Origin of the sequence: Paraburkholderia ginsengisoli NBRC 100965 (assembly GCF_000739735.1) — a bacterium.
GTDB classification, from domain to species: Bacteria; Pseudomonadota; Gammaproteobacteria; order Burkholderiales; family Burkholderiaceae; genus Paraburkholderia; species Paraburkholderia ginsengisoli.
The window spans coordinates 787,391-801,009 of sequence record NZ_BBJF01000004.1; the positions used below are offsets into that span (position 1 = coordinate 787,391).

The following is a 13,619-nucleotide window of genomic DNA, read 5'->3' on the forward strand; positions in this document are numbered from 1 at the left end:
TTGATAACTTGAAATCTGGAAACCGGGCGCTACCGCCAAGGCGAGGCGCCGCGAATCAGTGAACCGACGACGCGCCGTTCGGGGCGGCGTCCGGGGTAATCGGGCGGATCGAGCCGGGAACGATGCTCGCGCCGAACTCGCGAATCAGCGACTGCACGAACGGATCGGCGCCGATCTCGCGCTCCGCTTCCCGCTGCCGCTGCGCGCGCATCGCGGCGTCGTGCGCGGCGGCGGTGCGGCGCGCCGCGCCGACTTCGACCAGCACCTCAACCTGCCGGCCAAGCCGTTCGGCCAGCGCGGTCTTCAGTTTAGCGACCTGCGACGCTTCCGCGTACTGCGGCACCGGCACATTCAGTTTGAGCGTGTTGCCGTCGAGCGCCATCAGTTCGCTGTTGAACGCGAGCTGATACGAGATGCCCTTGAGCGGCAAACCGACGGCGAGCGCCGGCCAGTCGCCGTTGAAGCCGAGCGGATCGAGCGGCACGGCGGGCGGCAGCGGCCGCGCGTCGACCGCCGGCGCGGGTGCGGCGGCCGGGGCGTTCACGCGGACATCGTCGGGGCCGCGGTCGAACACGGGCATGTAGTCGTCGTCGGGCGGACCGAAGTAGCCGTCGTCCGAAGCCGAGATCGGCACGTAGTCGTCGGGCGGCATGTCGTCCCACGGCGGCATCGACGAGCCGTTCTGCTCAGCGCCGTTGCGCGGGGCCGGCGACGACGATGCGCGGGCGGCTGGTGCGGCGTCTTGCGGGGCTGTGTCTTGCGGCGCGCGGCGCGGCGCACCCGGCGTCGGCACTGGGACCACCACGCGGGGCGCGGCGGGTTTCGGCGTGGCCGGTGCAGCGGGCTTCGCGGCTGCCGCCGCAGTGGCGCGGCCTCGATCCGACGATACCTTCAGACCGGCGCTGCGCAACACGTCGAGTGCGGCACTCGCGCCACCGGCGCGGCGCGGCGCGGCTTCGGCTGCGGACGCTGATTCGGATGGTTCCTGCCGCGCGGCGGCGGCCTGCTCCGTGCGCGCGAGCGCGGCGGTGGCCGGCGCAGTGAGCGCAGAGGCCGGCGCCGCGTCGTCGACACGGAGCGCGGCGGGCGCTGCGTTGGCGGCGGCTGCGTTGGCGGCGGCTTCGGGGGTTTCGTTTGCAATCGCGTCGTTGGGGCGAGCGCTCGCGGACGCTGCGTTCGAAGCCGCGTCGGCAGGTGCGTCGTCCCACGGGGCCAATGCAGGTGCGCGTGCCACTGCGGTTGCGGGCGTCGCCCCGGTCGGCGCCCGTGCGGGCACCGGAGTCGCTTCCTCGGCAACCTTCACCGGCTCGGCTTCGATTACCGCTTCGGCTTCGGATGATTGCAGGGGCACGGCGCCTTGTGCGGCATCCGCTGACGCAGACTGCGCTGCATTCGTGAGCTGTGCTGCATGCGTGCTTTGCTGCGCGGCGGACATCGCAGATTCGCTCGCCGCATGGGACATGGCGCCGTTATCAGCCAGTGCACGGCCAGCTTGCGATTCACGAACTGGCGCGGCCGTGTTCGCCGCTTCACGTGCAGCAACCGGCAGGGTCGTCGGAGCGGCAACCGCCGGCGAGTCCGACAACGCCCGCAACGCCGCCACCGTCGATGCACCCGCACGCTTCGCACCAGCCGCATTCGCCTGGCCAGCCGCGCGCGCACCACCCGCCGCACCACCACCGCCGGTCGGCGCGGGCTCGAACGCCAGCATGCGCAGCAGCGTCATCGTGAAGCCGGCGTATTCATCGGGCGCAAGCCCCAGCTCGTTCCGACCAATCGTCGCGATCTGATAGAACAACTGCACCTGCTCGGCGCTCAACGCATCGGCGAAGCGGCGCAGATCGCCCGCCTCCGGCCACTCGTCCAGCACCGACGACGGCGCGAACTGCGCCCACGCGATCCGATGCAGCAGGCTCGCCAGATCCTGCAAGGCCGTCGAAAACGACAGACTGCGCAACGCCATCTCGTCGGCGACCGCCAGCACCGCCGCGCCGTCACCGTCCGCGAGCGCATCGAGCAAGCGGATCAGATAACTTTGATCGAGTGCGCCGAGCATGCCGCGCACCGCCTCTTCATTCACCTGATTGGCCGAATAGGCAATCGCCTGATCGGTCAACGACAACGCATCGCGCATCGAACCGTCGGCCGCGCGCGCGAGCAGGCGCAATGCCTGGGCGTCGTACGGCACCTGCTCTTCGCCGAGAATGTGTTCCAGGTGCGAGACGATATGGCCCGCGGGCATCTGCTTCAGATTGAACTGCAGACAGCGCGACAGCACCGTGACCGGAATCTTCTGCGGATCGGTGGTGGCGAGAATGAACTTGACGTGCGACGGCGGCTCTTCCAGCGTCTTCAGCATCGCATTGAAGGCGTGGTTGGTCAGCATGTGCACTTCGTCGATCATGTAGACCTTGAAGCGCGCGTCGACCGGGGCATACACCGCGCGCTCCAGCAGCGCCGCCATTTCGTCGACACCGCGATTGCTCGCCGCGTCCATCTCCACATAATCGACGAAGCGCCCTTCGTCGATCTCGCGACACGCGCGACACACGCCGCACGGCGTGGACGTCACGCCGGTTTCGCAATTCAGCGCCTTGGCGAAGATGCGCGACAGCGTCGTTTTACCGACGCCGCGGGTGCCGGTGAACAGATAGGCATGGTGCAGACGGCCGCCGTCGAGGGCGTGCGTGAGCGCGCGCACCACGTGCTCCTGTCCGACGAGCGACGCGAAATCCTTCGGCCGCCATTTGCGTGCGAGAACTTGATAGGTCATGCGGAAATTGTATCAGTAACGATGCCGCTCAAAACCGGCACATGAGCGCGTGTCGCCGCTTCATTGAAGCCGGCTAACGGACTGATAGAAAAAAATGGATGAGCCGCGCGAAGTACGGACGTGAGGTAGGCGCATGCACCGGAAATGGCGACGCTAAGGGTAAATCACGACTGAGGAGAGTGTGCGGAGAAACCCGCCGCGCAGACAACAGAAAAGGAAGGTGACGAGCCCGACCCTCGGCACTGGTGGAAAACGGCTGTGGCTGCTTCGTTCCCGACCTGACCAGATTGACCATCCCTCCATGCGAGGAGGCCCGTCACGAAACATTCTATCACCGCTTGGCCCATCGCGCGACTGTTAATACGAGCAAAGTGACATCGACGCGCGAATCAGGCTGTTCACACCATATAGCACGCGGCTCGCGAGCGCGCCTGCGAGGCACTTGAGTTCGCCGCGCGAGGCACCACATAAAGTGCGTCGCGACAGTTGCAACGCAATTGAAACGTAGTGGCACTTCACCGGCAGCCGTTGGCCCCACTGCCCCTGACGAGTACTATCGCCCCCGGCAACGCATAGCGAATTAAGCTAAACTGCCATACGGATGACCCGCATGCGCGTGCCTTCCGCACACTCCGGGATAGGCATCGATTTTCCGGCGCGTGTCGGCAAGACTACGGATGCGGCAAAGCGAACAGAAGTTTCCTTAGGTTTTGACGTATCGTGGCGAGCAATTCAGGCGGGCCTCGAACCGATAGAGGTATTCATACAATGAGCGAACAAATCAAGCATATTAGCGACGCATCGTTCGAACAGGACGTCGTGAAATCCGATAAACCCGTGCTGCTCGACTTCTGGGCCGAATGGTGCGGTCCGTGCAAGATGATCGCGCCGATCCTCGACGAAGTCGCGAAGGATTACGCTGATCGTCTGCAGATCGCCAAGATCAATGTCGACGAGCATCAATCGACGCCGGTCAAGTTTGGCGTGCGCGGCATCCCCACGCTGATCCTGTTCAAGAACGGCGCTGTCGCCGCGCAGAAGGTCGGCGCATTGTCGAAGTCGCAACTCACCGCGTTCCTCGACGGCAACCTGTGAAGCGGCGCGCATCGGCGCGCTGCGGGTCGCTCCAGACCCGCGAACGTGCCGGGTTGAGCGTGTTGTCAGTCGGCAACACGCTCGACAGGAAAGATGCCATGCCGCCGCACTGGCGGAAATTGGCCTGTGCTATGCTAGAATCCGCAAAACGTCGAAAAGACGTGTAAGTCCTTGAGCGGTTCCGCTCACTCTCCTCCCAGATTTCATTTCGTCGCACCTTCTCCTGCGGGTTCTCCGTATGCATTTATCCGAGCTTAAGACTCTGCACGTGTCCGAATTGATCGAGATGGCCAATGGCCTCGAGATCGAAAGTGCGAACCGCCTGCGCAAGCAGGAACTGATGTTCGCCATTCTAAAAAAACGAGCCAAAACGGGCGACACGATCTTCGGCGACGGCACGCTCGAAGTGCTGCCGGACGGCTTCGGCTTCCTGCGTTCGCCGGAAACCTCGTACCTCGCCAGCACGGATGACATTTACATCAGCCCGTCGCAAATCCGCCGCTTCAACCTGCATACGGGTGACACGATCGAGGGCGAAGTGCGTACGCCGAAAGACGGCGAGCGCTATTTCGCGCTGGTGAAGGTGGACAAGGTCAACGGCCAGCCGCCGGAGGCCTCGAAGCACAAGATCATGTTCGAAAACCTGACGCCGCTGCACCCGAACAAGGTGCTGCTGCTCGAGCGCGAAATGCGCGGCGAGGAAAACGTCACGGGCCGTATCATCGACATGATCGCGCCGATCGGCAAAGGCCAGCGCGGCCTGCTGGTCGCATCGCCGAAGTCCGGCAAGACCGTGATGCTTCAGCACATCGCTCACGCGATCAAGCAGAACCATCCCGACGTCGTGCTGTTCGTGCTGCTGATCGACGAACGCCCGGAAGAAGTGACGGAAATGCAGCGTTCGGTGGCAGGCGAAGTGATCGCCTCCACGTTCGACGAACCAGCCGCGCGTCACGTGCAAGTCGCCGAAATGGTGATCGAAAAAGCCAAGCGCCTCGTCGAAATGAAGAACGACGTGGTGATTCTGCTCGACTCGATCACGCGTCTCGCGCGCGCCTACAACACCGTCGTGCCGGCCTCCGGCAAGGTGCTGACGGGCGGTGTCGACGCGAACGCGCTGCAACGTCCGAAGCGCTTCTTCGGCGCGGCGCGCAATATCGAGGAAGGCGGATCGCTGACCATCATCGGCACGGCGCTGATCGAAACCGGCAGCCGCATGGACGACGTGATCTACGAAGAATTCAAGGGCACCGGCAACATGGAAGTGCACCTGGAGCGCCGTCTCGCCGAGAAGCGCGTCTATCCGTCGATCAACCTGAACAAGTCCGGCACGCGCCGTGAAGAACTGCTGATCAAGCCCGAAGTGCTGCAAAAGATCTGGGTGCTGCGCAAGTTCATTCACGACATGGACGAAGTCGAGTCGATGGAATTCCTGCTCGACAAGATTCGCCAGACGAAGAGCAACTCCGAGTTCTTCGACATGATGCGTCGCGGCGGCGGCAGCTAAAGCGTCGCGGCGTCACAGCCGCATCGGCTGCACCGTTTCAGGAAACCGCTCGTTAGCAACGAGCGGTTTTTTTCGTCCGCAGTCCGTCCGCCAGAATTCGCTCCCGCCGCACAACATGTACGTGAACGTACACGTTGGAGTACAATGCGACCACTTCACAGCCCCCTCATGTCTGCCACACGCTTATGTCGAAGGACGCACCCGCCCTGCTGACCGTGCGCGACGCCGCGGAACGCCTCCGCGTCACGCCGCGCACGCTGAAGTACTACGAGGAACGCGGGCTCGTCTCGCCTACCCGTAGCGAGGGCCGCTACCGGCTCTATGACGACGAAGACCTGAAGCGCTTCGGCCGCATCCTGCGTCTGCGCTCGCTCGGCTTTTCGTTGCAGGGCATCACCGAGATGCTCAAGCGACCACTTGAAGCGGTCGACGGCGCCCAGCGTTTCTCGACCGAATCGCTGCAGCAGATTCGCGACGCCATCGCGCAACAGATCGAAGCGCTCGACGCGCACATCGAAACGATGCGCCGCGAACTCAAGGAAGCGCAGAAGCATCGCGCCGAGCTGAGTCCAGACCTCGACTATCTCGAACGGCGCCTCGCCGGCGAAAACGCCGACACCCTGCTTGAGCAACGCCGCAACGCGCTAGCTAAAGCGAACAAAGCAAACAGAACGACTCACGCGCGCAAAGAGACCGAGGCGACCAAACGGCCCGGCACCTCGCCCGCAAAGCGCACCAGAAAGCCCCGCACGGGCGGGTCGGACAAATCGTCATGAACGTGGCGTCGTCACGCGTCGCGCTGTTCAGCGTCGAAAAGCTGCGCGGCGATTTTTTCCCTTGGGTGCTGGCGGTCGTCACCGGCCTCGACTATTTCGACAACTCGATCTTCTCGTTCTTCACGAGCTATATCGCGGGCGGCATCAACGCGTCGCCCGACGAACTGGTGTGGGCGTCGAGCGCTTATGCGGTCGCGGCCGTCCTCGGCATCCTGCAGCAGGAATGGTGGGTCGAGCGCTTCGGCTACCGGCGCTACGTAGCCGGCTGCATGTTGCTCTATTCCGCTGGCGCGGTGGCGGCCGCGCTCTGCGAATCGTCGCTCGAACTCACGTTGGCGCGCGGTTTCCAAGGCTACTTCATCGGTCCGATGATGGGCACCTGCCGCATCCTGATCCAGATGAGTTTCACGCCGCAACAGCGGCCGGTGGCTACCCGCGCGTTTCTCCTGCTGATCGTGTTGAGCAGCGCGCTCGCCCCGTTGCTCGGCGGCCAACTGGTTGCGCATTTCGACTGGCGCGCGCTGTTCGCGTGCACTGCGCCGGTGGGCGTGCTGTTCGCCGTGCTGGCCTTGCTTGCGCTGCCCGACTCCGGCAACCGCCTGCCCGAAGAGCGCGGCGCCGCGCACTTCTGGCCGTATCTGATCTTCGCGTTTGCGCAGGCCGCGCTGCAGATCGTGATGCAACAGGTGCGCTTCCAGTTGTTCAGCGCGTCGCCGGGGCTGATTCTGCTGACGGTCGCCGGTCTCATCGCGCTCGGCTGGTTCGCCTGGCAGCAATGGCACCATCCCGCGCCGCTGATGCGCCTGCACGCGCTGCGCGAAAAGGTCTTCCAGGTCGGGCTCGTGCTGTACATGTTCTACTACTACATCTCGACGGTGTTCAGCTATCTGATCTCGCGCTTTCTCGAAAGCGGCCTCGGCTTTCCGGTCGAGAACACCGGGCGGCTGGTCGGCGTGACGTCGCTGATTTCCGCGAGCGCGCTGTTCGTCTATCTGCGTTATGCGAAGCTGCTGCCGCGCAAGAAGTGGGTCATCGTGCCGGGCTTCGCGGTGGCCGCGTTCGCCGCGGCGTGGATGACGCGCATGTCGCCGGGCGTGGGTGAAACGGCGCTGCTCGTGCCGTTGCTGCTGCGCGGGCTATTGCTGCTGTTCATTGTATTGCCGGTTGCCAATCTGACGTTCCGCATCTTCGCGATCGAGGAATTCACGCACGGTTACCGGCTCAAAAACATCGTGCGACAGTTGACGATCTCGTTCGCGACGGCGTCGGTGATCATCGTCGAGCAGCATCGCCAGGCACTGCATCAAACTCGCCTCGCGGAGTTCGTGAATCCGTACAATCCGGTGTTCGAGAACTCGCTCGCCGCGCTGACCAACAGCCTGGCCGCCGCAGGCCGTTCGGCCTCCGACGCGCATTCGCTGGCGATCGTCGAAATCAGCCGATCGGTCGCGCAGCAGGCGAGCTTTCTGGCGTCGCTGGACGGCTTCTATTTTCTGATCGGCATCGCAATATGCGGCGGCATGTTTGCCGCGTGGCAAAAACAGATCGACTAGGGGTTTCATCGGGCCATGCTTTCGAAACTCACTCAATGGCTGGGCACGCGCCGCCGCGACCGCGCGCTGCGCGACTACGCGATCGACGACGCGCTGTGGCAAGCCACGCTCGACGGCCTGCCGTTTCTCGCGCATCTGAACGCGCCGGACCTTGCGCGTCTGCGCGAACTGACCAGCCTGTTCCTCGCGCAAAAGGAGTTTTCGACCGCGCACGAGCTGGAGCTGACCGACGCGATGACCGTGGCGATCGCCGCGCAGGCGTGTTTGCCGGTGCTGAACCTGAGTCTCGATCTGTACCGCGGCTGGGTCGGCGTGATCGTCTATCCGGGCGAGTTCGTGATCCGCAAGACCGTGGAGGACGAAGACGGCGTGGTGCACGAAGTCGAACACGACGCGAGCGGCGAGGCGTGGGAAGGCGGCCCGGTGGTGCTGTCGTGGGAAGACGCGCAGATGACCGACGGCTCCGACGCGTACAACGTCGTGATTCACGAATTCGCGCACAAGATCGACATGCTGAACGGCGAGGCGGACGGCCATCCGCCGCTCATGCGCCGCTGGCACGCGCCGCTCGACGCGCAGGCGTGGGCCGACGTGTTCGACCATGCGTACGATCACTTTTGCGCGCGGGTCGACGCGGTGCCGGAGCGTCGCTGGGCGCGCTTCGAGCGCGACTCGCTGATCGATCCGTATGCGGCGGACCATCCGTCGGAATTTTTTGCCGTGTGCAGCGAGGCGCTGTTCGTGCAGCCGCAGGCGTTCGAGGCGGAGTATCCGGAGTTGTACCGGCTGCTCGCCCGCTACTACCGTCAGGATCGGGCGCGCGTCGGGCTGAGCTTCACGCCGGCCTGACGCCGTGTGGACGAGATCTGCCGCGCGCGGGCCGTGGCACGCTGCATGGCGCGTGGACTTGCTGGCCCGCTCGCCGGCAACGCCGTGCCCCGCGCAGTCCGCGTGCCCCGCCCTGCTGGCAACAAGCTGGCAGAAAAGTCGTCAAGCGACTGATTTTCTGGCATAATCGCCGTTTTTCGACCATAGGCAAGTGGCTCGCGCCTAGATGCGGTCCGCACTCATTGCGGCTCGCACGCGGGTTGGCTACCGCCAGATTAAAGGAAAGACCATGAAAGAAGGCATTCACCCGGATTACCGCGAAGTCCTGTTCATCGACATGTCGAACGACTTCAAGTTTGTGACGCGCTCGACCATCCAGACGCGTGAAACCGCTGAATTCAACGGCAAGACCTACCCGCTCGCCAAGATCGAAGTGTCGTCGGAATCGCATCCGTTCTACACCGGCCAGCAAAAGATCATGGACACGGCAGGCCGCGTTGAGAAGTTCAACAAGAAGTTCGGTTCGCGCGCTACCGGCAAGGCAGCAGCGAAGTAAGACCCGCATCGTCGCCGGCCTTGGCCGACAGCGAAGCAACGAAAAAGGGCAGCGTGAGCTGCCCTTTTTTGTCGCTGGGGTTCGCGTGTTGCATGACGCCCGGTTCATTGCTTCGCGCACTTTCGGGGAGCAGCGCACGCAGCTGTCCTCCGCGGCGCCCTGTTACAGCATTCACAACGACGTTGCGGGCCGTTACCGGCAGTGACGCGCAGCGCACCGCACGACTACAATGCCGGATGCTCCAGAACGGCCGTTCCAGCCGGACCCGCCGTCCGCTCCCGGCCGCACCGCTTATCCAATATCCACACACCGCATGAGACCTGTCGTTCGCCTCACTGCCTCTGCGACCAGTGCCCTGCCGCGCTGGCTGCTGTTGGCCATCTGTATCGTCTACGCATCGTTCGGACTGTTCGGCCGCGATCCGTGGAAGAACGAGGACGCAGCCGGCTTCGGTGTCATGTGGACCATGGCGAACGGCGGCGCCCACGACTGGCTTCTGCCGAATCTGGTCGGCAAATACCTGACCGAAGACGGCCCGCTCGGCTACTGGCTCGGCGCCAGCGCGATCCGCGTGCTCGCGCCGTGGGTCGATGCGAGCAATGCGTCGCGCGTGTTCACCGGCCTGCTCTTTTGCGCGGGCTGCGCGTTCGTCTGGTATGCCGCTTACCTGCTCGGCCGCCGCGCCGAAGTCCAACCGTTCAAGTACGCGTTCGGCGGCGAGCCGGAACCGCGCGACTACGGCCGCACGCTCGCCGACGGCGCGCTGCTGATCCTGCTTGCCTGCTTCGGTCTCGCCGAACGCGGTCACGAAACCACGCCGCAACTCGCGCAGTTCGTCTGCATCGCGATGCTCGTGTACGGCCTCGTGCGCATGATCGACAAGCCGATTCAAGGCGCGGCGATCTGGGGTTTGGCGCTCGGCCTCGTCACGCTCGCGAGCAGCCCGGTGCTGGTCGGCGCGCTGCTGCTCGGCACGCTCGCGATGGCGCTGATCGTACGCGAAACGCGCTGCCGCTGGCTGCTGCTCGCCGGCTTGCCGGTGGCGCTGGTGGTGGCGGTATCGTGGCCGATCGCCGCGCTCGCCGCCTTCCCCGACGACGCCGTCTGGTATCTGAATCAGTGGGTGCACGTCAGCCTGAGTTCGTTCGCCGGGCCGCCCGGCTCGGTCGCGGCTTACGCGCTGAAGAATCTGCCACTCTTCACATGGCCGGCATGGCCGCTGGCGATATGGTCGTGGTTCAGCTGGAAGGGCCTGCGACGCGCGCCGCACGTGGCGATTCCGCTGTCGGTGATCGGACCGCTGCTGGTGCTCGTGATCCTGCAAAGCCACCAGTCGAACCGGCTTTACATGCTGTTGCTGCCGCCGCTCGCGGTGTTGGCCACGTTCGCGCTGCCCACGCTCAAGCGCGGCGCGATCAATGCGATCGACTGGTTCGCGCTGCTGAGCTTTACGATCCTCGGCAGCTTCGTGTGGTTGGTGTACCTCGCTGGCCTCACCGGCTTCCCGCATCCGCTCGCGCGCAATCTCGCGCGTCTCGCGCCGGGTTTCGCGCCGCAGTTCAAGATTCTGTCGTTCGTGTGCGCGGTCGCGGTGACCGTGTGCTGGTTCATGCTGGTGCGCTGGCGTCTCGCGCGTCATCCGAAGGTGCTGTGGCGCAGCGTGGTGCTCTCGAGCGCCGGCACGACGCTGATGTGGGTACTGCTGATGACGCTGTGGCTGCCGGTCGTCAACTACAGCCGGACCTACAAGGACGTCGCGCAACAGATCGCAAGCCATCTGCCGGACGACTACACCTGCATCTCGCCGGTGCGTCTGGGTAATGCGCAGATCGCGACTTTCGCGTATTTCGGCGACATGCACTTCTCGTTCAACCAGGACTGCGACGTGATCCTGCGCCAGGACACGCAGGAATACGGCGACCCGAGCGCGCTGCCCGACTACATCTGGAAGCTGGTGTGGGAAGGCCGCCGCGTCGCCGACCGCGACGAACGCTTCCGCCTGTATGTGCGGATCGACCGTCCGAAGCCGCCGGTCGTCAAACGCCGCAGCTGGCACAAGAAGCTCGATTGACCATGTTCGCCGACGCACGGAAGATCGCCGCGCTGGCCTGGCCCGTATTGATCGGCCAACTGGCGATCATCGCGTTCGGCGTGATCGATACGGCGATGGTCGGCCGTTACTCGGCGATCGATCTGGCCGCGCTCGGCCTTGGCTCGTCGATCTATATCTCCGTCTATATCGGGCTCACGGGCATTCTGACCGCGCTGCAGCCGATCGCGGCGCAACTCTACGGCGCGCGCCGCTATGGCGAGATCGGCGAGGAAGTTCGCCAGTCGTTATGGCTTGCGCTCGTGCTGACCGTGATCGGTTTCCTGATTCTGTTTTTTCCTGGGCCGATACTGCATGTGGCACGCGTGCCCGACGCGCTGCACGAACGCACGGTCGCGTATCTGCGAATTCTGGCCTTCGGCTTGCCGGCCGGCCTCGCGTTTCGCATTTACAGTTCGATCAGCAACGCGGTCGGCCAGCCGAGGCTCGTGATGATCCTGCAGATTGGCGCGCTGCTGCTCAAGTTTCCGCTCAACACGTGGTTCATCTTCGGCGGGCTTGGCGTGCCGCCGCTCGGCGGACCGGGCTGCGCGCTCGCCAGCACGCTGATCAACTGGGGGCTGGCGGTGGTCGGCATGTTGCTGCTGACGCGCGTCGACGTGTTCAGGCCGTTCGCGATCTTCGCGCACTTCTGCTGGCCAGTCTGGCGGCGTCAGGCGGCACAGTTGCGGCTCGGCATTCCGATGGGATTGTCGTATCTGATCGAAGTCACGTCGTACACGTTCATGGCGCTCTTCATCTCGCGCTTCGGCACGACGACGCTCGCGGGTCATCAGATCGCCGGCAATATCGGCGCCGTGCTGTACATGACGCCGCTGTCGATCGGCATCGCTTCGTCGACGCTGGTCGCGCAGGCGCTCGGCGCGCATCGTCCGGAAGCGGCGCGCACGCTGTCGCGTCACGGCATCATGATGGCCGTCGCGATCGCCTGCTGTTACGGCGCGATCGTGCTGGCGCTGCGGCCGATCATCATCGAAGGCTATACGCCGGATGCGCAGGTCGTCGCGGCGGCGATGCCGCTGGTGTTGATCGTCGTCTGCTACCACCTGTTCGATGCGTTGCAGATCACTACCGCGTTCGTGCTGCGCGCGTACAAGGTGGCGGTCGTGCCGACCGTCATCTATGCGATCGCGTTGTGGGGCGTGGGGCTCGGCGGCGGGTATCTGCTCGGCTTCAATGTGAGCGGGGCCATCCCGGAATGGCTGACCGGCGCGCGCGGCTTCTGGGTTGCGAATACCACAAGCCTGGCGATTGCCGGGTTTGGTTTGCTCGCGTACTGGCGGGTGGTGAGCAAGCGGTATTTGCGGGTGCAGGCGACCGGGGTCGTGGATTCGGTGGGTCGATAACTTCCTGGCGAACCAGGATTTTGTGGCTCACCGACCCGCGCAGCGTCAAAGTCGCTATCCGAAACGGACAGTTAGTTGCATTCGAGTCAGCTAAAAAGCGGCGCTCCAAGGCGCCGCTTGCGCCACCCGACCGCTACTGCCGCCGGTCACTCCACGCCCGCCTCCTCTGCGACCTCGGCTCCCGTCGCCCGCCGCGTCGCTTCACCTTCCCGGTCATGCCGCTCGAAAACCTCGCGCGCCGCGAACAGCGCATTCAGTGCCGCCGGGAACCCCGCATAGACCGCCATCTGCATGAACACCTCGACGATCTCCTCGCGCGTGCAGCCGACGTTCAACGCCGCCTCGATATGCACCTTCAGTTGCGGCTGCGCGCAGCCGAGCGTCGCGAGCGAAGCAATCGTCGCAATTTCACGCGCCCGCAGATCGAGTTGCGGCCGGCTGTATATATCGCCGAAGCCGAACTCGATCAGCAGCCGCCCGAAATCCGGCGCGATCGACGCGAGCGCGGCGATCACCTGTTCGCCGGCCGAACCGTCGATCTCTTTCAGCTTGTCCCAGCCTCGGGTGTAGCGGTCGTTGTGTGCGTAGTCCATGGTGAGTCCTTGTCCGAAGGTGAATGTGAAAGCGACGAGCTTGCGCCGCCCTGTCGTGTCGGTTCATCCGCGTCACCGTTCTGGCCGGCCGCCTCGTAGTACGCGATCTTGTCGACGATTGCGCCGAGGTTGCTCTGCAACTCGGCGATCCGCGCCAAAACTGCGTCCCGGTGCGCCACCAGCAAGTCACGGCGCGCGCCTGTCGTCGGCTGACCCTGTGCGCGCAATGCGGCGAACGCCTGCATCCCGGCGATCGGCATCCCGGTCGCCTTCAGACGCATCACGAAGCGCAGCCAGTCGAGGTCGGCCGGCGCATACAGCCGATGCCCCGCCTGCGTGCGGCCGACCGCGCGGATCAGCCCGGCCTGCTCGTAATAGCGCAGCGTGTGCGTCGAGACGCCGATCGTTTCGGCGACCTGGCCGATGGTGAGTGCGGTTGAGATTTTCGACATGACGGACTCAGGTTAAGACTTCGAGTGCAC

The 13,619-nt window shown here is 64.5% G+C and carries 11 protein-coding genes and 1 other RNA gene; 8 read left to right on the plus strand and 4 right to left on the minus strand.

Translation table 11 applies throughout. The features are described from left to right. Positions 1 to 55: 55 nt before the first annotated feature. Together dnaX and ffs are read right to left on the minus strand one after the other, a co-directional pair. Entirely contained in the window at positions 56 to 2,773 is a 2,718-nt protein-coding gene (gene dnaX / locus BGI01S_RS07520) for a DNA polymerase III subunit gamma/tau (protein WP_042323782.1), read from the minus strand. Between the two features lie 219 nt (positions 2,774 to 2,992). After that, positions 2,993 to 3,091, minus strand: an RNA gene (ffs, locus tag BGI01S_RS29115) — signal recognition particle sRNA small type. Positions 3,092 to 3,541: 450 nt separating this feature from the next. Between ffs and trxA the strand changes: the two genes are divergently transcribed. The 8 genes from trxA (at position 3,542) to BGI01S_RS07560 (ending at position 12,544) form a co-directional block, all read left to right on the plus strand. Further along, positions 3,542 to 3,868 carry a thioredoxin TrxA gene (gene trxA / locus BGI01S_RS07525; RefSeq protein WP_006048864.1) on the plus strand — a complete coding sequence of 109 codons (327 nt, stop codon included), beginning with the start codon at positions 3,542 to 3,544 and terminating at the stop codon, positions 3,866 to 3,868. 238 nt (positions 3,869 to 4,106) lie between these two features. Then, complete coding sequence (rho, locus tag BGI01S_RS07530) at positions 4,107 to 5,375, plus strand: transcription termination factor Rho (RefSeq protein WP_006048863.1); 1,269 nt, start codon at positions 4,107 to 4,109, stop codon at positions 5,373 to 5,375. Positions 5,376 to 5,560: 185 nt separating this feature from the next. After that, a complete protein-coding gene (locus BGI01S_RS07535; RefSeq protein WP_042323784.1) occupies positions 5,561 to 6,151 on the plus strand; it encodes a MerR family transcriptional regulator in 591 nt (196 codons plus the stop codon). Beyond that, complete coding sequence (locus BGI01S_RS07540) at positions 6,148 to 7,704, plus strand: MFS transporter (RefSeq protein ID WP_042323787.1); 1,557 nt, start codon at positions 6,148 to 6,150, stop codon at positions 7,702 to 7,704. Before BGI01S_RS07535 ends, BGI01S_RS07540 begins: the two co-directional genes overlap by 4 nt. A gap of 15 nt (positions 7,705 to 7,719) precedes the next feature. Further along, positions 7,720 to 8,553 (plus strand): M90 family metallopeptidase, encoded by an 834-nt coding sequence (locus tag BGI01S_RS07545; protein ID WP_042323789.1) that lies wholly within the window; start codon positions 7,720 to 7,722, stop codon positions 8,551 to 8,553. Between the two features lie 268 nt (positions 8,554 to 8,821). Further along, a complete protein-coding gene (locus BGI01S_RS07550) occupies positions 8,822 to 9,088 on the plus strand; it encodes a type B 50S ribosomal protein L31 (protein ID WP_042323790.1) in 267 nt (88 codons plus the stop codon). Positions 9,089 to 9,401: 313 nt separating this feature from the next. After that, positions 9,402 to 11,159 (plus strand): ArnT family glycosyltransferase, encoded by a 1,758-nt coding sequence (locus BGI01S_RS07555; protein WP_042323793.1) that lies wholly within the window; start codon positions 9,402 to 9,404, stop codon positions 11,157 to 11,159. Positions 11,160 to 11,161: 2 nt separating this feature from the next. Beyond that, the gene (locus tag BGI01S_RS07560) at positions 11,162 to 12,544 is read left to right on the plus strand and encodes an MATE family efflux transporter (RefSeq protein ID WP_042323795.1); all 1,383 of its coding nucleotides are present in this window, start codon (positions 11,162 to 11,164) and stop codon (positions 12,542 to 12,544) included. A 146-nt stretch (positions 12,545 to 12,690) separates the two neighbouring features. On the opposite strand, the gene BGI01S_RS07565 is transcribed toward BGI01S_RS07560, so the two are convergent. Together BGI01S_RS07565 and BGI01S_RS07570 are read right to left on the minus strand one after the other, a co-directional pair. Beyond that, positions 12,691 to 13,137 carry a carboxymuconolactone decarboxylase family protein gene (locus BGI01S_RS07565; protein WP_042323797.1) on the minus strand — a complete coding sequence of 149 codons (447 nt, stop codon included), beginning with the start codon at positions 13,135 to 13,137 and terminating at the stop codon, positions 12,691 to 12,693. Beyond that, a complete protein-coding gene (locus BGI01S_RS07570; RefSeq protein WP_042323798.1) occupies positions 13,089 to 13,589 on the minus strand; it encodes a MerR family transcriptional regulator in 501 nt (166 codons plus the stop codon). Before BGI01S_RS07570 ends, BGI01S_RS07565 begins: the two co-directional genes overlap by 49 nt. Between the last annotated feature and the right edge of the window lie 30 nt (positions 13,590 to 13,619).